This window comes from Paenibacillus sp. JT31N17 (assembly GCF_056269255.1).
On record NZ_JBWDNP010000001.1, the window covers coordinates 1184080 to 1208441 of the forward strand.

Genomic DNA, 24362 nt, shown 5'->3' on the forward strand with positions numbered 1-24362 from the left:
GGGAAACGATGACGATGATCGCAATTCCAAATCCGGTTAATCCTTACCGCGGCAATGTGCAGGGGAAGGCCAACGAGCCCATTACCGTGGCAGGCTTGTTGGATCGTGCCAAGAAAGGCTTGGGCTCCGATTATGGAGCGGCGGTTCCGGACTGGAGCCTCGACAGGATTTATGACCGTCTGGAACACAATGCTCCCCGCATTGCCATCATAGGCGGATCCTCCGACCATCCCGCCCACATACTGGACCACGAAACCGTTTATAAAGCCGCAATGACCATCTGGAATAAAGGGGGCATTCCTTTTTATTTCAGTACTCCTGTACTTTGCGACGGGACTGCGCAGAACAATATGGGCATGTCCTATTCGCTGCAGAGCCGTAATGTTATAGCCGAAGTCGTAGTCAATCAAATGGAAGCGCATTCTTATCATGCCGCGTTCGTCATTCAAGGCTGCGACAAACAGCCGCTTGGCGTGCTGAGCGGTCTGGCTCTGCTGGACCGGCTTCGCCGTTACCGGGGTGAACATCATGTGTTTGCGACCTTTAGCCCATCTCATGTATTGAAGGGGGGGACGATACCCGACGACGTTAAGGCAGGCCTTGCAGAGCTTGCCGCGAAGGCCGAATCCGCCGGTCACCCCGATATCGCGGCAGATATCCGGGATGCGGTCAGTTATATTCTCCAGTGCTCTTCCAACACTACATTTCAGGGTGTTCTGGAGCGTGCGGTGGAGTATGGTTTGCTGACTGATGCGGAGCACAAGGATTTTGAGAAGCGTCTCGCCATCAGTACTTGCGACGCCAAAGGCGGCATCTGTGCGTTTCATGGAACGGGCAACAGCTCGCGCGACATTACGGCAGGACTGGGTCTGGTTCACCCTGCCGTGGAGCTTCTGACAGAACCCCCGGCATTGCATCAGGTGGAGCAGGCGGTTGAAGGGCTGTTTGCCATCATGCACAGGCAGGAATGCGGCGTAAGCGAACTGCTGGCGGCCAACATCGCAAATGCCATCCGCATTCACAGCTCATCAGGCGGCTCCTCCAACCTCATGATGCATATCATCGGTGCGATGGTATATGCCGGCTACAATTTTACACTTGACCATTTGGAAGCGATTGCACGAGAATGTGAAATACCCGATCTGTTTGATTACAGCCTGACGGAGGGACGGGATATCTATGCGCTGGCCCAGCAGTGCTGCTCGGGACAAATCCGCGGCATGGAGACGCTGATCTACGAGCTTACCCGCAATGGTGTCCCGATGGATCTGGATGCCCCGACCGTAACCGGGCAGACCTGGCGGGAACGGTTATCGGATACAACCGGTTTAAGTGCAGACGGCGTCATGGATAATCCGATCATCCTCAGCTCGCCGAAGCGCTCGTTCAGCGGCGTAGACGTGCTTAGGGGGAATTTCTTTAATAATGCAGTGGTTAAGGTAAGCGGAATGACCACCACTCAACTGAACCACTTCGACGATAAAGCCGCATTCGTTCTCTATTTCGAGAACGAGGAAGAAGCGAACCGGAAGCTCCTTGACGTGGATTTCATGCAGGAGCTGAAGGCAAACAGAGTATTTCCGGCGGAACATATGAAGCGTATGGCCATCTATAACTCATCCGAATGCAGCGTGAAGGAATTGGAAGACATCGCATATCCGGAGCTCTTTGACTTGATGATCGACCGGGAGTGGATGCGGCTTGCGGTAATCATCGCAGGACAAGGGCCGGAAGCGTTCGGGATGCCGGAGATGTTCACACCGATGCAGTACATCAACGGACATCGGAAGCTGAAGCGGCTGGCCACATTAATCAGCGACGGGCGGTATTCCGGGGTAACCTTCGGCGCCGCTGTGGGTCACATGACTCCGGAAGCCTTTCATGGCGGAGGTCTGCTGTATCTTCAGCATGGCGACCTGCTTCATCTGCAATTCCGTGCGCGCAGGATCGATCTGTTGGATCAGAAGGCATTTGAACTAGGCTTGATCGAAGGCTATAAAGGCGATATACGAAGCGGGCGCAGTGATCTTGGAGAGGAGAGATTGCTCCGGATGCGGGGAAGACAGAAGCTTGTTGCCGCTTCTAACCGCATGCGGGACTGCACAGATGCGTCCCGAGGGGTGGTTCCCATGGGAATTGCTCTGGAAGCGGACCGGGATTGGGTGAGGGAAGCGTAAAATGGGGAGGAGCCGATGAGTATGGAGAAGTCGAGAGCATTGTTAAGAGAACTGGGCTTCCTGGACCGGGAAGCTTATGATCTGCCGGATTCAGAAAAGCGATTTCCTGATGGGGCCCAATATCGGGTAGAGATTCCCAGTGTGGAAGGTCCGGAGTCGCTGAAGGCCGTGTTTCAAGAAGCAGACCGTTATGGCATAACGATACACCGCGTCTCACAGGGAAGCGGAATTATGCTGCTCACGGATGAAGAGATTACCGAGATGGTGAATCTATGCGCCTCGCGAGGGGTTGAATTGAGTCTATTCGTAGGTCCGCGGGGAACTTGGGATATCAGCGCGCAGCCGCTGACTCCTGCCGGTAAGGTGATCGCGCTCCGGCATGAAGGCGTGGATCAGCTCGTATACGCGATGGAAGACCTGCAAAGGGCGAACCGGCTTGGTGTAAGGGGGGCGCTGGTTGCGGATGAGGGCTTGCTCCTATTGACCGGCGAAATGAAAAAGAGATCCATGCTGGATCCCGGCTTTGTCGTGAAGGTCTCTGTCCAGATGATGGCGGCTAACCCGGTCTCCATCAAGCTTATGCAGGATCTCGGAGCGGATACGTATAATGTGCCTACCGGATTAACCTTGCCCAAGCTTGCCTCTGTCCGGCCGGCCATCGACATCCCGTTGGATGTTTATGTGGAAGTACCGGATGGTCTGGGCGGATTTATCCGTCATTACGAAATCCCCGAACTGATCAGGATTCTGTCCCCGATCTATATCAAGTTCGGTTTGCGCAATCATCCCGATGTCTACCCCAGCGGATCCCATCTGGAACCGGTTAACATCTCGCTAAGCAGGGAGCGGGTAAGACGCGCTTATTTGGGGCTTGAGCTCCTGAAGCGGTATGCCCCTGAATTGAAAACATCCGAATTGGGCGCTGCCGGTCTGGGTGTTCCAATTCCTCAGGACAACACTATGATATATGGTGGAGAACAGGCATTAGTGGATAATTGAAAAAGCCCTGGATAACAAGCTGGCGCCGGAACTCAATCGGCGCCAGCTTAATTTTGGTTGCGCCTTCTCATAATCAAAGGCTTGAAAGATTGCCTATTTTTCATCCGGCTGCAGTATGCAAACATTTTCATCATAAATATGTTTCTTCATCAGTTGGCAGACCTGCTCCACGTCCTTGGCCTTCATGGCCTGCAGAAGAACAACATGCTCTTCATAAATCTGCTTCTGATCGGCATACATGGTTCCCTGCATAAAGAAATGCAGTCGGATCCGGTTAACGATGCTTGACCAGATATTCATTAAGTTGCTGGCATTGGAAGCCTGAATGATATATTCATGGAAGGCGATATCATACTCTACAATTCGGGGTAAATCCTTCTTCAGGATACCTTCCTTCATCCCCTCGACAAATTCGGACAAGCGCTGAAAATCATCCCCATTCATCAGGGACAGTCCAGAACGGATCGCAAATAATTCAATACTGAGCCGGATGGGAATAAGAACCTCGATAACCTCGGCTTTGGAGAATTCGGCAACTACCGTTTCTTTATAAGGGGAGGAGAGGAGCAGGCCCTCTTGTTCCAGCGTACGTATTGCTTCCCGGATCGGTCCGCGGCTTACGCCCATTTCTTTGGAAATCGTAATTTCCCGCAGCCGGTCACCCGGTTTTAATTGCCCGTTCAGAATGGCATCGCGGATATCATCGGTAATCCGATGCCGAAGAGAAGCGGGTTTCTGCTCTTTAAAGCTGAATGGCTTCATTCCATTAAATCTCTCCCTTCCTCGTCTTTAATGCATTCATCATAAGATATGGAGCTCCTTCATGTCAAAAATACAGTTACCAATAAGATTGTTGACAATATTACAAATCCATCGTATACTTTGTGAAAATTCTACCATAGGCAGGTGTTTATTGGACCAAAAAGCCATCGACAGCGGACCATCTGGCCGGAATTGGGATTGAATAGTGGAGGACGCCGTGATGAAGGGTGAAGGATCAGGTTATCTGGTCACCATTTAACGACATCTTTATGACATTCACAAATGGAAGCGTATACAATTTTGGAGGTGAGTGGCGAAATATGAGATCTCAGCGCAAATGGATGACCCGTACACGCAGAGAAGCGTTAGACTGTTATGTATTTATGAGTCCGGCCATTCTCGGCCTTCTGATTTTTATGATTGGGCCGATTGCAGCATCCGCTTATTTCAGTTTTACGGAATATGACATATTGGGATCTCCGGCGTGGATCGGGTTGGACAATTACAAGGAGCTGCTTCAGGATCCGCTTTTTTGGCAGTCGCTCAAGGTGACGTTGATCTACTCGATTGTAAGTGTGCCTTCAGGACTCATTATTGCTTTATTCCTGGCGATATTGCTGAACCGCAACCTGCGTGGAATTTTCATCTTCCGGACGATCTTTTATTTGCCCGCGGTCATGTCCGGCGTCGCTGTGGCGTTGTTATGGAAATGGATCTTTAACCCCGACTTCGGATTGGCAAACTGGGTTCTCGGTTTTGTGGGCATTGACGGACCGAAGTGGTTCATTGAGGAGCAGTGGGCGCTCCCGCCTATCATTATCATGAGTCTTTGGGGAGTTGGAGGGAGCATGCTGATATATCTGGCAGGCTTGCAGGGTATTCCAACGGATTTATACGAAGCGGCTGAGATCGACGGCGCAAACAAGCGGAAACAATTTTTTCATATTACGATCCCGATGCTGTCGCCTGTCATTTTCTTCAATCTGATTACAGGGATCATTGGCGCGCTTCAGGTGTTCACCGAAGGCTTCATCATGACCGCGGGAGGACCGAATAATGCCACGCTGTTCAGCGTGCTTTACCTGTACCGGAACGCATTCGATTATTTGCAAATGGGGTATGCCTCCGCGCTTGCGTGGGTGCTCTTCCTCATCATTCTGGTTTTCACTTTGCTTGTGTTTAAATCATCCTCGATGTGGGTCTTTTACGAAGGAAACAGGAGGTCGGGCAAATGAAGACGTTAACGAACAAGACTGCTGCCGGCGTCCCTGCTCGTAGAATGATCTCCAGGCGGCAGTCGGAAAAATGGCGGAACGCCTTCAGCTACTTGCTGCTGAGCCTTGGGTCGCTGATTATTCTGGTGCCGTTCGCATGGATGATCTCCACCTCGCTCAAGCTCAAAACGGATGTGTATATCTTTCCGCCCAAATGGATTCCGTCCCCCATACAGTGGCACAATTATAAGGATGCCCTGACCACGTTTCCTTTTCCATTGTATACGCTTAATTCCGTCATCATCGTTGTTTTCGTCCTCCTCGGGACGCTTCTGTCCTGTTCCTTTTCCGCCTATGGCTTCTCGCGGCTGACCGCGCCGGGGCGAAACCTGATCTTCATTGTGCTGCTCTCAACCATGATGCTGCCCGGCGCAGTTACAATGGTGCCTTTGTATCTGTTTTTCAACAGCCTGGGCTGGATTGACACGTTTCTGCCTTTGATCGTACCTGCCTGGTTCGGCAGTGCATTCTTCATCTTTATGATGCGGCAGTTTTATATGGGTATTCCCTTCGAGCTGGAGGATTCGGCGCGCATTGACGGGTGCAGCGCTTACGGGATCTGGCTGAGAATCATGGTTCCCCTGAGCAAGCCGGTGCTGGTAACGGTCGCTGTTTTTACGTTCATGGGGACCTGGAACGACTTCATGGGGCCTCTGATTTATTTGACAGATGAAAATAAAAGGACGCTTGCCCTCGGGCTATCCTACTTTCAGGGCTCGGCCCGCTCTTCGCCGGATCTTCATCTATTGATGGCGGCGACATTGTATGCGATTACCCCATGCGTGGTGCTGTACTTCCTGAGCCAGAAGGTTTTTGTGAAAGGTATGGTATTTACGGGTGTCAAAGGGTAGTTCACTAATTGGCGAAAAGAGGGATTGGGTATGAAGCGAAAAAGCAGGGTGGCTTTCGTCTCGGTTATGGTCATGATTATGTTTGTCCTGTACGGCTGTTCCGGTGGAGGAACGGACAATGGCGCCTCGGACGGGGCGAAGGAAAAAGTCGAACTGAATTTTATCCGCTGGTCGAATGGACCCGCACTGGATGAAGAAGAAAAGGATAAAATCAAGCGGTTTAACGATTCTCATCCGAATATTCACGTCAATATGACGCTTCTTCCATGGGACGAAACGTTTAAGAAAATCGAAATGACGCTGGCCTCCAACTCGCCGGTTGACCTGTTTTACTGGGATGTTCCCGCTTATGCCTGGTATAAAAAGGGACTCATGAAAAACCTCCAGCCCTATTTTGACCGGGATTTAAACATGGAGGATTATGATGCGGAACTCTTCAAGCCTTTTCAATTCGACGGCAGCAGCATGTATGTTGCCCCGGAAAACTACCAGACGCTGGTCTTGTATTACAATAAAGATTTGTTCGATAAGGGCAGTGTACCATATCCGACCGCGGACTGGGAGTGGACGGATTTCCTGAATGCGGCGGAGAAGCTGACCGTCAAGGATGGCGACAAAACCGTTCAATTCGGTACGACCAATTCTTTAGGAGCCTGGTGGGGATGGATGGCGCTCAGCCAGGAGCAGGGCGGTGCCTTGACGGACAATATTCATGATCCGGAAAAATTGACGTTTAACACGCCGCAGACGAGAAATGCGCTGCAGTTCTTGCAGGATCTGATTTTTAAATACGGCGTTGCTCCGGATGCGGCGAAGGCGAGCGCTCTGGGAGGAGATTTCCTGACGGGCAAAATTGCCATGTATGTCGGAGGAGACTGGGATTTGGGCTCGCTGAAGGAGGCGAAGGACCTTCACTTTGATATGGCCCCGATTCCGAAGTGGGATGGCAATCGTGTGGTTCCTTACTGGGTAGGCGGTTATGCCATGACAGAAAAATCGAAGCATCCGGAAGAAGCCTGGGAGTTTATCAAATGGACAATGACTGAAAACCAGGAAACTCTCGCCAGGCAGCAGTCCTGGATTCCGGTGCACAAGCCCTCACTGGAGAACGCGGAACTTCCGCAATGGGCACCAGGAGGCTATGAGAAGGCCCGTTTCGACTGGATGAATTACGGCATGATCGGAGACATTTATCATCTCAACTGGCGCGAAGCCCAGGATAAAGCGATATCCCCGATCACGGACCAGATATTCAACAACAAATTGTCAGTGGAAGAAGGATTGAAGCAGCTGGATGAGCAGGTCAACGAGATCATTTCGAAAAAGTAATGAACAGGACCTGAAGGAGCCGGGGATTTACCGGGATCTTCAGGTCCTTTTCCAATTTTTGCGGAACATCGACGGCGAGCTCTGCTCCGATTTTTGAAAAGCATGTAAAAACGCATTATAGCTCTCAAAGCCGGTTTGTTCCGACACTTCGCCCACGGATGCGTCGGTCTGCATAAGAAGCCGCTTGGCATGATTGATCTGTTTCAGCAAAACGTATTCCTTGGGCGTATACCCGTAATATTTTTTAAACTGCCTGATAAAATGATATAAACTAAGGTTGGCTGCTTCAGCTGCTTCCTTCATGCTGGCGATAGTCAAATAATGCAAGTCGATGTACCGTCTGGCCTGTTCCACGTTGTCCGGTTTCTGAAAAACCGAGCGGTCGTAATTTGAAAAGCGGGCACAATGCATCAGCAGCTGATAAATCAAGGCGGACTGCTTCCATTCGTTCTGCGGATCGTTATCCTGCATCCCGTCGATAATGGTCCGGAGTGTCAGATCAATCGGGCAGTCGACGGGCTGTGATGAAATCAGTAATATCGGACCATGGAATAACCGGGTCCATAACGATTCAAGGTCCAAACCGTCAAACACAAGATACCGCATTTGATAGGGAGCGGCCGGATCTGCGCGGTAGGCATGGGGATGACGCATATCATGCAGCAAACAGTCCCCTTCGCCGAGACCGATCCAGGCTTCCCCGTGACGGAACGAGCCCTTGCCTTGTGTAATCAGTAATATTTCGTAAGCCGGATAATAATCGCGCTCGAAGAAAAAGTCTTGGGAATTAGGATCAAATCCCCCGATTATCGGATAGTAGAGAGTGGACCTGGCAAAAGGGCTCGGTGTGGAAAGCCATTCAAACTTCATGATCAGCATCCTTTATAAGAGTCGTATTCATGCAAATGTAACATATGAAAACACAAATGCCCACAGGAATAAATCCTGAAGGCATCTGTTAGCTGTTAGTATTTCCCTGTTTCCGCAGGTGCAGCTGCAGGTTCCTGGAAAGCCTGGGGATCGTCAGTCCACGGGAGCATGCCGAGCAGCATTTTTCGCAGGTTCGTATGGGCTTTGGTCTTAAGCGTATCAGACGGCTCATATCCGGGCCAAGTGCGCAGAAACGACGGCGCATAGTTGTAGATGACCGACCGTCTGGTCTCCTCTGTGAAATTATTCAGCGCGGAATGGTACGTGTAACCGTTGAAAATGACAGCTGTACCCCGTTTGACACTCATCCGGACATGTCCGGGCATGTCTTCCTGCTTTGCCACTTTGGGCAGGATTTCGTTTGGCATATGGACACTGCCAGGAAGAAAAGCGAGGCATCCGCCATCATATTTTACGTCTGACAGAAAATAAAACACTTTCGCCATGAAGGGAACCTTTTTCTCATTTATATAAAGAAGATTTCCGGTATCCCGGTGCCAACCGGTGTGGCTTTCCTTTTGCGGCGGCTTGATCAAGCCGTCGTTATCGATCATGACAAATGAATGGCCAAGAAGGTCTCTCATGATCGACATCATCCGGGGATGCTCCATCAGTTCAAGAAACGCGTCATCATACTCAATGATCCCGCATACCTGCTGGACGTGATTCAATTGACCGGAGGCGGGGTTGTGCCCTCCTCTGGATTCCCAGACTTCGAATGCATGATCAAGCCGCTGGTTATGAAAGGATACCTCATCAGGAGCCAGGAAGTCTTCAAGCACCAAATAACCGTCCCGCTCCCAGCTCAGCTTTTGTTCCACTGTCAGACCGTGCAGTTCCATCAATAATTCCTCCCCAAATTTATTGCGCTTCTGCCTTTATTGTATATTCAGCAGCAGGAAGAAAAAAGGTGCTTGATTGCTGAATATCCACCAAAAATTGCTGTTTTATTTGAAGGTGACTGATCAAATCCGTAGAGGGCGTGATCTGTTGAGTATGACCCTCTTGCACGCCTGAACGGCAAAAGCTCCAACCGCGAAGAAATTCGTGGTTGGAGCTTTTATGATAGGCGAAGCCTCGCTATGGCGTTCCGTACTCCCACTTATTATGGAGTGGGGGCAGGGGGGATTTTCAATACATCGCCGACCTTGACGTCATTGTTATCCGCCAAATGATTGTATTCCGCAATGAGCTTTATGTATTTGTCGGAACCGTAGTATTTCCTGGCAATGTTTGAAAGAGTGTCTCCTTTCTGAACGATATGTTCTTTTGCGGCCTCGTCCTTGCTGTTATCGGCGCCAGCCGGAGTCTTTACCGCAAGGGCGGGGATGATCAATGAGCTTCCCGCTTTCAATTCCTCGGTCTTCTCCAGCTTGTTATTCTTCGCAATCAGATCCACGTAATCCTTCGATTGATAGAATAGCATAGAGATTTTATACAGGGTATCTCCGGCGCGGACCATATAGGTTACCGGCAAGGTGACCTTGGTGTAGTCGATATCCTGCCCCTTACCTGGTGTTGATCCGGCGTCTGAAGATAGGGCCGGGATCTTGATGGTGTCTCCAACCTTCATATCATTAATAAATACGATATGGTTGTGCTCTGCCAAGAGATCGACATGCTGCTTCGAATGATAGAACTTCATGGATATCGTGGACAGCGTATCCCCTTTTCTGACGACATATGTAGCAGGAAGCTTCGTCTCCGGAACAGAGGGTGCTGTGTCCTTGCTGCCGCCATTAACCGGCTTCCCGGCGGGCATTTCCTCTTGACTGTCGTCTGGGACAGCTGGTGCTTCTTGGCCTGCTTCGGCCGGTTTCTCAGTCCCGGCGTTATCGGCAGGGAGTTCGCCTGAATCGGGCGTTGTCCCGGATGTGTCCGAATTGCCGGATTCCTGATTGCCGCCCGGCTCGCTGTTTGAGGAAGAATTATTGTCAGCCGGTACATCCCCGGTCAGCGTATCGTTGCCTGAGCTGTCGTTCTGGGCTGGTTCATTCCCTGTTGTTTCATTTTGAGATGAAGTATTATTTTCTGCCGATTCATTGGCAGCCGGATCATTCCCTGCTGCGGTCTGCTTTTGTCCGGATCCGGTTGGTGCTGTAAAAACGCTATACAATATTCCGGAAATGATAATGAGCAGGGCCGCTGCTGCAAGCAGGATCATCAGGGTGGTTTTGTTCTTCCTCGTGCGTGTGGCTCTGGGACGGTAATCACTGCCTGTCGAGTCTTTGTTCAAAGCTTGATCTTCCTTTCCTATTTTAAGAATCTCTTTCTTACACACCATCCATTTTACTATATTTATCTGTCCATAAACTGAACATAAAGAAAATCAGGAGATTGGCACTACGCCTGGGAAGGAAGATGATAGGACCAATGCCGCGAGCATTGCTTTTTATGCTTTCGATTTCCCGTTCTTGCCGAAGCTTCGCTTTATCAGGGTTATAACCGCCCCCAGGACTATGGGGGTGGTAGCAAGGACGTTGACTGCCGGCACGATGACGGACCAGGAGATCCTGGATTCCATTTGTGTCGAGAACATCGTCAACGACATAAACAACAACAGGAGTGTCAGCGGAAGTATGACGGAGCGGCTGTCCTTCAGCTTCAGAATATGGGCGATTCCCGAACTGAGCGCTATCAACGCGATGGTCGATTTGATATAAGAGCCTGCAATCAGCGTAATACCGGAAATCGCTTCGATCCTTATGGCAAAACCGGGTATCTCGAGCACGCGTGCCATCTCATACAGGGCGAAATTACGCTGGCCTGCCGCTTGGCCAAAGATCATGCTGCCGCACAGGACTACAGCAAGAAAGATGATCATATTGACAGCGTATGCGGAGATAAGCATTCTGCCCAGCGGCTCATTCCTGGCGGGGCGCACATAAAAAAGGAGCAGAGAAAATACAAATATCTCCGAATAAGGAAAACCGTGGCTGAGAATCGCACCATGCAGAACAGGTAAGGCGCCGCCTCTGAACAGAGGCAGTAAATGGGTTGGATGGTATTTCCCCAAATCAAAGACCAAAATGATAATGATCGTAGCCAGCATAATCAGAAGGGACAGAGAGAACAACCGTGCGGCCACTTCGATGCCCGCCAGCGCCGTAAGCGCGGAAACGAAGAGAATCAGGGAATGAAATATATACAAGGGGGTGTCAAGCATCATTGTGGTGGTAAAGAAGGTGCCTGCGCCAACTGTAATGTTGGCGATCATTAACACCATTACCAACAAAATGATTATCGTAAAGACTGATCCGATCCATCTGCCGAATACATCGCCAAGATACTCAATGGAGGATTTGTCCGGGAAGACGCGATGCAGATACAGGACACTAAGAAGTCCGGGAACTCCAGCGGCTGCAGCCAGGATTATGGACATCCAGGCGCCATTGCCGGCTGCACTGATGACCGGAGTCGGGATAAAGACAATCGAAGAGCCTAGTGTAAATGCAAGCAGCAGCATGGCCATTTGAGAAGGGCTTATCATTTCGTTTTGTTTCATGTCATCCGGCCCCCGTTCCAATGATCCGATTCTGTTGAATACTTGGTATTATTTGCCGTTGAAACGAATTTATACAGAAGGAGGCTCGCCAACGTCCATCTGCCTGATTAGTCGGAAAATCTATTTGACAACTGCTGCAATGTTTTCTATTCTAATTGTGATAGATTAATCTAACATAATTAGAATACTGAAGGAGAGATTTGCATGAAGCTTAACCATTTGAACTTATGTGTCCATGACATTACAGAGGCAAGTGATTTTTTTCAGAAAATTTTTGACTTTCATCTGCTGGACCGGAAGGGAGATGCCGTTGCCATCATGAGTGACGGAGAAAGCTTCACCCTCGTACTGAGCCATTCACAGGCATTCGGAGGTGAAGCATCAACCTATCCCAAAGACTTTCATATTGGATTCTATGTCGATACTGCGGAAGAGGTGGACCGGTTCTATGACCGGCTTGCAGCGGCAAATATCGGGCCTGATCATGGGCCAAGAAAAATCAGGGATGGATACAGCCTTTATTTCAATGCAATTGACGGACTTTTATTCGAAGTGACATGCTTGAATCGTTGATCCTTACCAAAATAAAAACGGCAGCTAAACCCGCCCGGGCTTGAACTGCCATTCCTGTTTGGAGCATGTTTGTGGACAAAAGAACAGAGCGAAGATTTCAGCCTTCTACCCGGGGCGTGGTCGGATCGCAGTCCGGCACTGATATTTCCCCGGATTGTGCGAGCTTTATCAAATAATAGCATTCTTCCCGGTACATATGATCCGGAAGAAGCGGATTCAAGCTGCCTAGCAGCTCCTCGTTCAAATCAAGCTGCTCCAATTCCTTCAGAAAGGCCATAAACATAGCCATTTCCAAATTAATGTCCCGATGGAACCGCACAAACGACGGATATTGCTTTCTCATCGTCCGCAAATAACCGGCCAGTTCAATGGCTTTCAAATAAAAGTCGCTAAAATGCTGTTCGAACATTTTGCTCCTGGCAAACAGCTGCCTCTCGACCAGGTCCAGGTTGCTTGCGATGGCTGAAGAATGAAAAGCGGCATCCGAAAGCCATAACAGATCATGATGAAGGGGAGGGTAATGCGGCACGGATTTGCCTGCAAGCAGTTCGTCAAGGATGCGAATGTATTCTTCTATCTCGTTTACCATATGATTCAGAAAGGAAGGCGTAATGTTGATTTTAACGGCGCCAAGCAGGGATCGTTCCAGCAAATTCAATTTATAGCTGCGCAGGCTGACTGCTGCACGATGGGCAGAATGGTTCAATTCCGAAAGCTGCGCAGCGTCAAGCGGCCCCCGGGATCGTTTAAGCAGCAAATCGAACTGGCGAATGAATTGTCCCGATGCTTCGATATCCTTGTGTTCGACAGGGTATAGGGTGTTATGAATAAACCGCGAATGATCCCCCAAAATTTGCAGCCAAAATTGATGCTCGAATTGCGCTTCATGATCCGGCATGGCGTTCAACTCCCCGCAGTTCATATGTTCCAATGTATGAGAGACTTCTCCGGGGTATTCATTTTCGCTTGAACGGCCGCATAAATCGCGGCAAGGTAAAATCAAAAAGTTAACATAACTAGATGAGCTTAGACACATTGGGACTTTCTTATATTTTAAGTAGGAAGTATCATTGACCAATCCCTCCGCGTAAATAAAATCAAGAAAAAAAGGGTGGCCCGCCAATAACACCACACACTTTAATAGGTGACTTTTAGTTTAGTGCATCTCCGGCGGCGCCCACTTCAATTTGGTGTGATTACGGCTACAGCAGCCATGAAATTGTTGGAAATGAAGTCCAATACGTTTTACCGGCGTGTGAAGGAGTATGAAAGTCAAATGGTTGCTCTTGGACAAGTATGCAACTAACAAAATGCAGCAAGAATTTCTGTCTCCTATTAAAGGCAATTATTTGGAAGTCCCACAATGATAATTTTCCCGTATATGATTGAGTGATAAAAATGAAAATCCTATTGGAATTGGGGAGGGCTTTATAAAGATGGACGAGTTTCGATGAGGATGAATGACTCCATGATGGCCATCTTGTCATCTCTTTCGAATTAACGCCTTTTAGGAGAGAGATTCACCATATGCCCTCTCGTTCTGCATAAATATCATCATCGGCAAATAATACCATGGATCGAATAAGCTCTTCCTTAGACGAGGGGGATTCAGGCGAAAAATATGGCTGCTGCAGAAAATTCTGCAAGCAGCTTTATTCTTCTCTATTCATGATTCAAACGATTGTAACTCTATTTATAAAATTTGACCAACTGATCCACCTTAACTGCCTGCCCTGTACGGATCGACTTGTTCGCCGCGGTGCCCGTCAGAAGGGAGCGTGCACCGTCGATATGATCGGCCGCTCTCATCAAGAAATATATCACGCTCTGCTGTTGTCTAAAACTCGCAAATCCGTATATTGCGCCACCTGCAAGCCGCATTCGGCGCCCAGCGCGCTTCGCCCATGCCAGGATCGTTATCATGGATTTCGAAGGCGATGTGTCCTTTCGGACTGAGCAGATCCCGGACCGCCGCGGCGTTATACAAAGGGTGCTTCAAGGTTGCCGTATCGATTTCAGAAATCTTCGTATCGTTGATATGGACGGTGATCCGCGGAGACGCCCCTTCGACGCGAATCTTGAATTCATTCCAATTATTCCACTTCCATATAGACAGAAACTGCTCACCGGTTGCCGCATATTCAAGAAGTGCCGTTTTGTCTGGTGTCATGGGCTCGATGGTGGTCGCGGGGTCTTCCAGTCTCAGCCCCACGGGATTACCTTTCTCATCGTATTTCGCATCGAGAGTGAAATTGATGCCATGGAAGCCGCCGATGCCATTGCCGTAAATACCACCTATATTTCCCGAACGGCGGTGATCCAGAAGGATTTGGAACCCTTGAGAACCGAGAGCAGATGCACGCACCAGAATGCCGGTATCCGCCGGCCAGTCGGGATTTGCCTCGAAGACCAACTCGAAATCGCCGTATACCCCATCGCTGAGGAGATAACCACCGTAACCGCATCCGGGCGGATCCTGCCGTCCCGTGATTGCACCATCCTCAATAGTCCATTTTCCCGATGTTTGTGCGGCGCGTCGGTATTCCTCGGTCGTCGTATCCGGTCCAGGTTCGCCGGGGGCGCGGGGAATAGGCAAGCGAGGGACAAAATGCCAACCCGCGAGTGTTTTATCGTCAAAGATTGGAAGAACGCTGCGTCGTTTTTATACATGATGCCTCCTAGTGTATGTATTATTTACCATCAATCTTAGCTCGGTCAACGATCATCATCCCGATACATAGTGCCCTTTCATTGAGTCGAATTGTAATTCCTTCTCCTCCCTTAACACGTTACAAGAGCATATCATTTCCAACGCAGATACCAGCCTTATAATTGTCGGAATATTCTATTTTGTGCAATTATATCATAAACACGTGTTAATGCTATAAAAAAATATCAGAACCAATAAATAGTGTTTGTTTCCTTTTTTTATAAATTAAGGATTGACAGCGCTTTAATAGGCTATGTATTATGAGTACATAAACACGTGTTCACGAAAGAGGCTGACATCTTTGACATCATTGAAAAACGCAAAGATCAAAAACGAGGAGATAGCCCGGATAAACCGAGAATACGGCTGCAATAAAAAGGGCATGGGGACATTCCCCGCCTCGCTGATTTCAACGATATGCTAAAGCATCGAACGGGTTTTAAAGAGATCACGATTGGTCGGGCAATCTGGTTTTCAGAAACTTGTAAAGAAAAATCTAAGATTTTTTATCCCGAAATAAACACGCGTTCAAAATATATCTTTTTAAGGGGTTTTCAGGTTTCTTATCTCAAAAAATTAACACTCATTTACGAGGATGCAGCTTATGAGAGGGGTGATGTCGTAGTAGTTGGCGTCTACTGTTTACGAAGATACCTGAGTGTAATCAACGACTGCACTTAAGGGGGATTCACGCTGATCTGGCCTCGCAAGACAGATCACTCTAAGCCGTCAAAAGGCAATAAGTTAACATTATCTAGATTACATTAACGTAATTTCTATGTGCAAATTAAAGGAGGAATTTTACGTGAAAAAGATGAAACCCAGAAGAGTTCTACCGCTCGTTCTGGTGGCCGCGCTCATGGTGCTTACCTTTTCAGCTTGTGAAAGCGCATCCACGGGATCCGATCCAAGCACCAATGAAAATGCAGCCAGTACCAGCAATACCCCCGAAATTGACACTAACGGGAAATATCAGAAACCAGTGACAATGACATGGGCCGTTCAAACGGCGGCAGCTTCAAAGCTCCTTGATAACGAAACCTGGGAAGATAACCGGTGGAGCCGCTTAATCAAAGACAAGCTCAATATCGATCTCCAGGTTGCCTTCTCTGCCGACAGCAGCACCGACGCCTACAAAAACAAGCTGAATGCCGTCATTGCTTCCGGCGACCTGCCGGACATATTCAAAACGCAGGATGCTAATGTTTTTCTGCAGTTGGCACAGAATGGACAACTGGCCGATCTCACCGATGTCTATAACAAATACGCTTCTGATTCTCTCAAGGAATATCAGAAAAGATTTCCTGATTCGTTTAAGGGCGCTACGGTAAACGGCAAGCTGTACGCCATACCGCGCATGAACGACAACTTCCACGAGGCGCCGTTCCTATGGATTCGTGAGGACTGGCTGAAGAACACCAATTCTCAGCCTCCGAATACCATCGAAGAAATGGTCGCTCTTGCAGAGAAGTTCGCTACCGGAGATCCGGACGGTAACGGCATAAATGGCGACACGTATGGACTTGCCCTCAACAAGGATCTGATCAGACAAAACCACGGCAGTATACTTGGTTTGGTCTCTGCGTTTGGCGTTCCCGGACGCGACGAAAGTATGTTCTACCGTGACGAGAATGCCAAGATGACTTTTGCCTGGATCCAGCCGAACATGAAAGCAGCGCTTTCCTTGTTGGCAGATATGTATAAGAAAGGCCTGATCAACAAGGAATTTACCAGCAAAGATGAATCCGCGCTGGTTGAAGATATTACCAGCGGCAAAATCGGTATGGCTTACGGCAGCAACTGGGGCACCTGGTATCCTTACAATAATGTTTACAAAAAGGATGGCGTTATCGTACATCCGTATTCCATTCCCACGGAGTCCGGTTACGATTATAAGATTGGTATCGAGAGCAACGCTGTCGGCCAGATGACGATGGTCAGCGCGGACTTCAAGCATCCTGAAGCAGCCATCAATATACTCAATTTGTACGATCAGACTGTCAATTACTCAACGAAGGAGGACTACCTCAAATACTGGGCGGATGAGCAGTACAGGCTCTCCCCAGTCTATATCGATCAACCGGGCGAGGTTTACGCAGCTGATTTGCTGGAAGCCTTCGACAAAGGCTCCTCAGACGGCCTGCCACCCGCCGCAAAGCCCTTATATGATTATATCGCTGGCTTTGAAAATGGATCTCTCGCAAAAGACGACAATGCCTTCGGTACCTGGGGCCAGATGTCGAGGTCAGGCTCTCTGCCGATTGTATTGAACAAGTATATTCCCGATAAGGCGATCGTCCAGAGCATCCTGGGAATTCAAAGGCCCGATGAGTGGTTGACGAATGTTGCTTCACTGGATACGCTCACGATCACAGCCTTTACCAATATCATAACTGGCGCTAAGCCTGTCGATTATTTCGATACCTTTGTACAGCAGTGGCTGAAGGCGGGCGGTCAGCAGACTCTCGACGAGCTTGACAAAATGTATCCGGCAACATAAGTCATTCTCATTTAAGGACTGCGGCGGGATAATTCCCGCCTCAGTTAATTAAAAAAGGTTTGCCGCTATCCAGCGCTGTGTCTATCCGAACCGCAGGAAGCAGCTGGCCTTGGCCCAAATCATTTACAGGTGGTGGACAAAAGATGTTTGTAAATCTGAAACGTAAAGACAAGCTGTTAAGAGAGCTTCCCTTGTATTTGATGCTGCTCCCCGCGATCGTTTTGGTGGCTGTCTTCAGCTATGGCTCCATGGCCGGCGTTGTGATCGCGTTCCAGAAATTTATTCCGGCAAAAGGTATGTTCGGACACCAACAGTGGGTAGGTTTTCAAAATTTCAATACCTTGTTTTCAATGCCGAATATATGGCCGGTCATACGAAATACGGTCATTATTGCATTGTGTAAAATGATTGCAGGCATCATTGTTCCGGTCGTGTTTGCGCTGCTGCTCAACGAAGTCAGGAATATTTTTACCAAGCGCGTTTTCCAGACGCTGGTCTATTTACCGCATTTCCTGTCATGGGTCATATTATCCGGTATCCTTATTAATCTTTTGTCGCCGAGCGCGGGTTTTGTAAATATACTTCTATCCAAGCTCGGAATTGAACCGATCTATTTCCTTGGCAATCCGAACATGTTTCCCGGCACGATGGTAGTGACCGATATGTGGAAGGCTTTTGGATTCGGATCGGTCATTTACCTGGCTGCCCTTACAGGCATAAACCCTGCGCTTTATGAAGCCGCAGTTATCGACGGCGCAAACCGTTGGCGGCAGACATTGCACATTACCCTGCCCGGCATTTCATCTATTATCGTGCTGATGACCGTGCTCGGTCTTGCCAATATCCTCAACGGCGGTTTCGATCAGATCTATAATATGTACAGCCCTGTGGTCTATTCCACCGGCGATATTTTGGATACATTCGTGTTCAGACTGGGCATTGAGCAGGCTCAATACTCGCTCTCCACGGCTGCAGGCCTGTTTAAGTCAGGTGTATCTATGATTTTTATCATTATGTCTTATTACTTGGCTGACAAATTCACAGGATATAGAGTCTTCTAGTGGAGGGTAGAACTATGAGAATAAAAGCTTCCATACCACGTAAAATATTCCTGGTTTGCAATACCGTTTTCCTGCTAATTGTTGCATTTGTATGCATAGCGCCGTTTATCAACCTGCTGGCGGTATCTTTCTCCGACAAAGTTGCAGTCGATGCGGGAGAGGTTACTTTTTTTCCGGTTGGCTTTACTACAATCTCGTATCAATTTATTATGAACACCTCGAAGTTTTTCATGTCTCTTCTGGTCTCACTCCAGCGGACGGCGATTGGCGTGCCGATCAATCTGCTGTTGATCATCCTGACAGCTTATCCTCTCTCGAAATCAACAGCGGATTTCAGGGCCCGGAGTATGTTCTCATGGTTCTTTGTTGTGACCATACTCTTCAACGCCGGTTTGATTCCGACGTATATGGTGGTGAGGAATACCGGATTGATCGATTCCATATGGTCGCTTGTTTTGCCTGGCGCGCTTCCCGTTTTCAGCATGCTGGTCGTGATGAACTACATGCGCAGCCTGCCGAAGGAATTGTTGGAAGCGGCGTACATCGACGGTGCGGGTCATGTGCAGACGCTGATCAGAGTTGTTTTGCCGGTCTCGATTCCCACGATTGCGACAGTTACTCTGTTTTCGGTTGTAGATCATTGGAACAGTTGGTTCGACGGCATGATCTACATGAACCATATTGAAAACTATCCGTTGCAGACATACTTGCAAACGGTTGTCGTGAATCCGCAGGAATTTATGCGCAACAACACCGATCTCAGCGGCAATTTATCCAAATATCTGTCTATGGTTAGCGCCCGCACCACAGGTGCAGCGCAAATGTTCTTAGCGATGATACCAATTCTATGTATCTACCCGTACCTGCAAAAGTATTTCACAACCGGGCTTGTGATGGGCAGCGTAAAGGAATGATGCAGAAAGGAGCGAAAAATTGAAAGTATTTGTTACTGGCGGTACCGGGTTTATCGGTTCGTATGTCGTCAAGGAACTGCTTTTGCATGGTCATGAGGTCACACTCCTTGCCAGAAATGCGAACAAGGTCCCAGGTTTTGTGGGTCATGAGCATATCCGTTTCGTTACAGGACAAATGGACGATGCGAATGCCATCGCTAAAGGGCTTGCGGGACAAGATGCATGCGTCCATATCGCGCTTTCGTGGCCGGAGCAGGGCGGGTCAGCGGAGGAAATGTTAGTAAACGAAACGATGCCCTCTGTTCGCCTGTTCCAGAGAGCCGCGGAAGCGGGAGTAAACAAAATCATTTATACCTCTTCCATCGCAAGCTTTGGCACGGCGCCCAACAATGATAGGGGCTTTATAAAGCCAAAGACTTATTACGGCGCCACCAAGGCCGCGACAGAGGCTTATCTCTTGGCTATTGCCTCTCAGTATCAGCTTCAGGCAAATATCGTGCGGCCGGGTTATACCTTTGGCAATCCCTGCGTGGAGGGCGGGCCTCTCTATCCCGATCGAAAAATTGCAAATATGGTCAAAAGCGCCCTTGCGAACGAGCCCATGTCCTTTATCAAGAATGACGGTACGCAATTCATCTGGGCGGGCGACCTTGCAAAAGTATATTCAGCTTTGCTCCATTCCGATGAATTGGACCGCGGCTGCTTTACCGCTGTGAGCACTGAATTCCGTACATGGGCTCAGATTGCGCAAATGGCGGTAAATCTCCTTGGTTCCAAAAGTCAAATCCTTCTTGAGGACAAGGGCCGTCCCGAGCCTGAGGGCATGCCCATAGATATCTCGCAAATCAAGAATACCTTTGGGTTTGCTTTCAAGGCTGATGAGTATATGAAGAAGCATATCCGATACTTGAGCACATTGGAGTTGTAAAAGAACCTTTAGTCCCGCACATTACCTGGATCGGCATGTGGAACGTCATGAAAGCGTTATAACTTAATTAACGAAATGGGGAAGGTATTTTCATGGAGAACAACATCAGCTTTGACGGCTTTATTCAGATCGCAATCGTAGTTAAAGATATCCAAAAGGCTGCTGAGACCTGGGCAAGATTTTTTAATATTCCCGTGCCTGAAATCCGCAATAATCCTCCTGCCAGCAACCCTGATTTGACGTATCGCGGAAAACCCGCTTTTTACGGACTCAAGCTCGCGAATATACGGGTTGGCAATTTCGTCATTGAACTTCATGAACCGGACGAGCACGACAGTACATTCCGAGAGTTCCTGGATAAGCATGGAAACGGCGTTCATCATCTGGGCTTCCAGGTTGGCGACAAGCGTGACGGAATTATCGGTGAACTGGAAGAGATGGGATATGAGATGCGAACGATCGGTTATTATCCCGGCAGCAGCTGGACCATTGTCGACAGCGAGGACGATTTGGGCGTTAATTTGAACATCAAGCCCCGGGCGTAGCCTATTTCTTATCTAGGGAGATTAAATGATGAATACAGTGAAAGAACCCCACAAGACAGAAGGAAAAAATGTGATCAGTATCCTGGAAACGGTGGATGTTTATAGCGGCGAACGCAGCGTCCTGGCCGAATTCGATTTTCTGATTGAGGCACCCAATTGGACCCGCGACGGCAAGCATCTCGTATATAACAGCTTTGGCCGTCTTTACACTTTTGACCTCGCTACAGGGGAGAGTACAGCGATCGAATCCGGTTATGCGATTCGGTGCAATAACGACCATGTGCTTTCGCCCGATAACTCGCATGTCGCGGTTAGCCATCATACCTGCGAGGATGGCCGGTCCCGTATTTATATTTTCCCCTTGCAGGGAGGCAACCCGGTACTCATCACGCCAATGGCCCCCAGCTATCTGCACGGTTGGTCACCGGACGGAAACACGCTGGCATACTGCGCAGAGCGAAACGGCGAGTACGACATCTACACCATCCCTATAAACGGTGGCATAGAAACGCAGTTAACGGATTCATCCGGATTGAATGACGGCCCCGAATATTCACCGGACGGCAAGCACATATGGTTCAACTCGGTACGAACTGGCCTTATGCAGGTGTGGCGCATGAATGTCGATTCCAGCGAGCAAACGCAGATCACGTTCGATGAGAGCAATAACTGGTTCCCGCATGTATCCCCTGACGGAGAATTGGTGGTTTATATTAGTTATCACAAGGGCGATGTTGCTCCTGGCGCCCATCCCGCAAACAAAAATGTAGAAATTCGCTTAATAGGAAGCGCAGGCGGAGAGTTCCGTACGGTGGTCAAGCTTTTTGGCGGACAGGGCACCATTAACGTCAATTCTTGGTCACCCGACAGCAGGAAGCTGGCTTTTGTCAGCTACAAGCTGAAGGAATAGAGAGACCTCCTTGCGCACCGATGATTATATTCCCTATAACATCAAATATAGCGGAGGAATTTTTATGAAAATTTTTGTCACTGGCGGTACCGGCAATATCGGACAAAACGTTACTAAAGCATTGCTTGCAGCAGGTCATGAAATTGTACTGCTTACCCGTACTCCGGACCGGATTCCTTATTATCAAACCCTTCCGAGCATAACCCTTGTACAGGGTAATATCCTTGAGCTGGACGTAATGGAAAAGGCGCTTCAGGGCTGTGACGCTGTTATACATGTCGCGCTCGGTTGGGGCAACGACCCGGTTGAAATGCTTGAACATGATACCAAAGTTACGCTGTTCCTGGCAGACGCCGCCGAAAGAGCTGGCCTGCATAAATTTATTTACACCAGTTCTACTGCCGCAATGGGTGATCTGCGCGACGGCGAACGTAAACGATCCTATTATAATGCAAGCAAGATGGAAATTGTATTCGGATTATCCTTTGAAGGGGATGAAGATCTGAAAGATCACATTCAGTGGAACATTGATCGTGCACGCAAAATTCTTGCAGGGGAACAGGTTCATGACGTTTACCATGTCTGGTAAAGAGAAGTTAGAGCAACTTTATAATTGTTTAGATTAAAAAAATAGATAGGAGAAGAAAAATGGAAAATACTATTCTTGGCACGACCCTGGTTTGTCAGATTGCAATGATCGTTCGTGATGTAGAAAAGGCTACCGGTCGATTTGCCGAGCTATTAGGCGTTCCCGCCCCTTCTATTATAATGGCTAATGAAGATGGCAGTGATACGGTTACCTATATGGGGCAGCCCACGAAAGGAAGGGTAAGGCTATCTTTCTTTCACATGGAGAATCTGGTTGTAGAGTTCATTGAACCAACAGAGGACCCTACTACATGGAAGGAATTTCTTGATACAAAAGGCCCTGGAGTCCATCACATTGCATTTAAGGCGAAGAACAGAATGCTTGAAACGGCAGCTAAGCTGGAGGAATTCGGCTTCCCGCTTATTCAAAATGGCGATAAATATGCTTATGTGGAAAGCACAGAAGATTTGGGTGTCATTCTCGAACTTCTCGATATTGATTAAATTTTGATTATCGAACTGGCTCAGGATAAGCTAGGTACCACCAATAAAAGCTTGAGCATTTGAGATGACCGTATGGAGCTGAAGCCCATAACGAGCGCTACGATAGGACGTTGGATACCAGCGAGGTCAGCACATGCCCCCACAGTAAGGTGGAACGTGAAATCGGCATGGTGTGAAACCGCTCGAATATGCCTCGTTGCTTCCAAAAACAGGCATCTTGCTGTCTTACATGACTATGACTGTATCAACCGCCACCGCGCAAAGAAGCTCGTCGAACTCTTCAATGATCAGTAGGCGGGATTAGATTTCACTAATGAAGGTTTCGAGCATCACGTTACTTTAGCAATCAGAAAGCGCTGGCAAAGGCATCGCCCATGGTCTGGAGATTAGTCGGGTGTCCATTAATAACCTGTGATTTCCAGATTTTATCATTAATGGTGACTAAGAACTAGCATTCCAGGATACAGAGGAAATTATTGACTTGACTTTTAAGTGTGGCCCGTAAAGTTTATCAAAAACCCGAAATAGCTTGATAATACTGGATTTTGCAGGTAACAACTAAAGTGTCAGTGAACACAACAACTCAACAGTCGCCCGCAGTACAGGAATGGCTAAGCTGTTAATTGAAAAAATGGATATCGCAAAAAAAGAAAAATGAAGCTGTCTGCTCCTGTTACCTAAAATATTATAATCCTTGTGCCTTACGCTGCGTTATGTTTTATAGTAAAGATACCGGTAAATGTCCAGCGCTAAAGGAGAGGATAATGAACAAAACTTGGAAGGTCGGAGAAATTGCGAAGCTAACCGGGTTGACGATCCGGACGTTGCGTTATTACGATCAGATAAACCTGTTTTCCCCATCGGGATTTTCTGAATCCGGACACAGGCTTTATAACGAAGAGGATATATCCCGCTTGCATCAAATTCTGGCGCTCAAGGAACTGGATTTGTCGTTGGAAGAAATAAAATCGGTGCTGCTCGGACAGCATTATAGTCCCATCGAGGTTGTGTCCCAGCAGATTAAGCGTATTCACGATAATATTCTCATTCAGCAAAAGCTTCTGGGAGAATTGGAATACGTGCTTGGCTTGATGCGTACGAAAGAAACTATATCTGTCGATGAATTTACAAAACTGCTGCAGCTCATGAAAAAAAGACATGAGAAGTTTTTTGCCGAGCGGAAAATGAACCTGGAGCGCAGCTTCGACCGGCTCGGCGAGTTTCTGGGCGAGCAGCCGCATGATCTTCCGCCAAAGAAGAATTAATCAGAACGATGGTAATCAGCTGCAAACAGTATAAACG

General features: G+C 48.5%; 22 protein-coding genes and 1 pseudogene. 15 read left to right on the top strand and 8 right to left on the bottom strand.

All coding sequences use genetic code 11. From position 1 onward, the window contains the following. The first annotated feature begins 8 nt into the window (after window positions 1-8). Window positions 9-2177, top strand: a complete 2169-nt coding sequence (locus tag AC0YOB_RS05050; RefSeq protein WP_475791834.1) for a dihydroxy-acid dehydratase domain-containing protein — start codon at window positions 9-11, stop codon at window positions 2175-2177. 21 nt (window positions 2178-2198) lie between these two features. Further along, the gene (locus AC0YOB_RS05055; RefSeq protein WP_475791835.1) at window positions 2199-3176 is read left to right on the top strand and encodes a U32 family peptidase; all 978 of its coding nucleotides are present in this window, start codon (window positions 2199-2201) and stop codon (window positions 3174-3176) included. 93 nt (window positions 3177-3269) lie between these two features. Here AC0YOB_RS05055 and AC0YOB_RS05060 read toward each other — a convergent pair whose 3' ends face one another. Further along, a complete protein-coding gene (locus AC0YOB_RS05060) occupies window positions 3270-3938 on the bottom strand; it encodes a GntR family transcriptional regulator (RefSeq protein ID WP_475791836.1) in 669 nt (222 codons plus the stop codon). Window positions 3939-4258: 320 nt separating this feature from the next. On the opposite strand from AC0YOB_RS05060, the gene AC0YOB_RS05065 reads away from it, so the two are divergent. Genes AC0YOB_RS05065 through AC0YOB_RS05075 form a run of 3 tightly spaced genes read left to right on the top strand, consistent with a single transcriptional unit; the run spans window position 4259 to window position 7392 of the window. Next, window positions 4259-5173: a carbohydrate ABC transporter permease gene (locus AC0YOB_RS05065; protein ID WP_475791837.1), complete on the top strand. Its 915-nt coding sequence runs from the start codon at window positions 4259-4261 to the stop codon at window positions 5171-5173. After that, window positions 5170-6063, top strand: a complete 894-nt coding sequence (locus AC0YOB_RS05070) for a carbohydrate ABC transporter permease (RefSeq protein ID WP_475791838.1) — start codon at window positions 5170-5172, stop codon at window positions 6061-6063. The genes AC0YOB_RS05065 and AC0YOB_RS05070 overlap by 4 nt, the downstream gene beginning before the upstream one ends. Before the next feature lie 30 nt (window positions 6064-6093). Beyond that, complete coding sequence (locus tag AC0YOB_RS05075) at window positions 6094-7392, top strand: ABC transporter substrate-binding protein (RefSeq protein ID WP_475791839.1); 1299 nt, start codon at window positions 6094-6096, stop codon at window positions 7390-7392. 39 nt (window positions 7393-7431) lie between these two features. Here the strand turns inward: AC0YOB_RS05075 and AC0YOB_RS05080 are convergent, their stop codons facing one another. From AC0YOB_RS05080 to AC0YOB_RS05095, 4 genes are all read right to left on the bottom strand, one after another. After that, window positions 7432-8262: a helix-turn-helix domain-containing protein gene (locus AC0YOB_RS05080; RefSeq protein ID WP_475791840.1), complete on the bottom strand. Its 831-nt coding sequence runs from the start codon at window positions 8260-8262 to the stop codon at window positions 7432-7434. A 95-nt stretch (window positions 8263-8357) separates the two neighbouring features. Then, a complete protein-coding gene (locus tag AC0YOB_RS05085; RefSeq protein ID WP_475791841.1) occupies window positions 8358-9164 on the bottom strand; it encodes a phytanoyl-CoA dioxygenase family protein in 807 nt (268 codons plus the stop codon). A gap of 263 nt (window positions 9165-9427) precedes the next feature. Then, entirely contained in the window at window positions 9428-10558 is a 1131-nt protein-coding gene (locus AC0YOB_RS05090; RefSeq protein ID WP_475791842.1) for a LysM peptidoglycan-binding domain-containing protein, read from the bottom strand. A gap of 156 nt (window positions 10559-10714) precedes the next feature. Beyond that, entirely contained in the window at window positions 10715-11827 is a 1113-nt protein-coding gene (locus AC0YOB_RS05095) for a GerAB/ArcD/ProY family transporter (RefSeq protein ID WP_475791843.1), read from the bottom strand. Window positions 11828-12031: 204 nt separating this feature from the next. Here AC0YOB_RS05095 and AC0YOB_RS05100 point away from each other — a divergent pair, with 204 nt between their 5' ends. Continuing rightward, on the top strand, window positions 12032-12400 hold the full coding sequence (locus AC0YOB_RS05100; RefSeq protein WP_475791844.1) for a VOC family protein: 369 nt from the start codon (window positions 12032-12034) through the stop codon (window positions 12398-12400). Between the two features lie 97 nt (window positions 12401-12497). Here the strand turns inward: AC0YOB_RS05100 and AC0YOB_RS05105 are convergent, their stop codons facing one another. Next, window positions 12498-13298, bottom strand: a complete 801-nt coding sequence (locus tag AC0YOB_RS05105; RefSeq protein WP_475791845.1) for a DUF2935 domain-containing protein — start codon at window positions 13296-13298, stop codon at window positions 12498-12500. Window positions 13299-14237: 939 nt separating this feature from the next. Further along, entirely contained in the window at window positions 14238-15041 is an 804-nt protein-coding gene (locus tag AC0YOB_RS05110) for a 3-keto-disaccharide hydrolase (RefSeq protein WP_475792304.1), read from the bottom strand. A gap of 883 nt (window positions 15042-15924) precedes the next feature. On the opposite strand from AC0YOB_RS05110, the gene AC0YOB_RS05115 reads away from it, so the two are divergent. The 8 genes from AC0YOB_RS05115 (at window position 15925) to AC0YOB_RS05150 (ending at window position 23060) form a co-directional block, all read left to right on the top strand. Beyond that, complete coding sequence (locus AC0YOB_RS05115; RefSeq protein ID WP_475792305.1) at window positions 15925-17610, top strand: extracellular solute-binding protein; 1686 nt, start codon at window positions 15925-15927, stop codon at window positions 17608-17610. A gap of 143 nt (window positions 17611-17753) precedes the next feature. Then, window positions 17754-18671 (top strand): ABC transporter permease, encoded by a 918-nt coding sequence (locus tag AC0YOB_RS05120; RefSeq protein WP_210040246.1) that lies wholly within the window; start codon window positions 17754-17756, stop codon window positions 18669-18671. Window positions 18672-18685: 14 nt separating this feature from the next. After that, window positions 18686-19585: a carbohydrate ABC transporter permease gene (locus AC0YOB_RS05125; protein WP_210040245.1), complete on the top strand. Its 900-nt coding sequence runs from the start codon at window positions 18686-18688 to the stop codon at window positions 19583-19585. A 19-nt stretch (window positions 19586-19604) separates the two neighbouring features. Next, window positions 19605-20513 carry an NAD-dependent epimerase/dehydratase family protein gene (locus AC0YOB_RS05130; RefSeq protein WP_475791846.1) on the top strand — a complete coding sequence of 303 codons (909 nt, stop codon included), beginning with the start codon at window positions 19605-19607 and terminating at the stop codon, window positions 20511-20513. Between the two features lie 92 nt (window positions 20514-20605). Then, window positions 20606-21058: a VOC family protein gene (locus AC0YOB_RS05135; protein WP_475791847.1), complete on the top strand. Its 453-nt coding sequence runs from the start codon at window positions 20606-20608 to the stop codon at window positions 21056-21058. Window positions 21059-21086: 28 nt separating this feature from the next. After that, entirely contained in the window at window positions 21087-21968 is an 882-nt protein-coding gene (locus AC0YOB_RS05140) for a TolB family protein (protein ID WP_475791848.1), read from the top strand. A gap of 64 nt (window positions 21969-22032) precedes the next feature. Next, on the top strand, window positions 22033-22557 hold the full coding sequence (locus AC0YOB_RS05145; RefSeq protein ID WP_475791849.1) for an NAD-dependent epimerase/dehydratase family protein: 525 nt from the start codon (window positions 22033-22035) through the stop codon (window positions 22555-22557). A gap of 59 nt (window positions 22558-22616) precedes the next feature. Then, a complete protein-coding gene (locus AC0YOB_RS05150) occupies window positions 22617-23060 on the top strand; it encodes a VOC family protein (protein ID WP_475791850.1) in 444 nt (147 codons plus the stop codon). Window positions 23061-23160: 100 nt separating this feature from the next. On the opposite strand, the pseudogene AC0YOB_RS05155 reads toward AC0YOB_RS05150, so the two are convergent. Next, window positions 23161-23259 (bottom strand): annotated as a pseudogene (locus AC0YOB_RS05155) (ABC transporter permease); the annotation flags it as partial. 565 nt (window positions 23260-23824) lie between these two features. Between AC0YOB_RS05155 and AC0YOB_RS05160 the strand changes: the two are divergent. Beyond that, window positions 23825-24325: a MerR family transcriptional regulator gene (locus tag AC0YOB_RS05160; protein WP_475791851.1), complete on the top strand. Its 501-nt coding sequence runs from the start codon at window positions 23825-23827 to the stop codon at window positions 24323-24325. The last annotated feature ends 37 nt before the right edge of the window (window positions 24326-24362 follow it).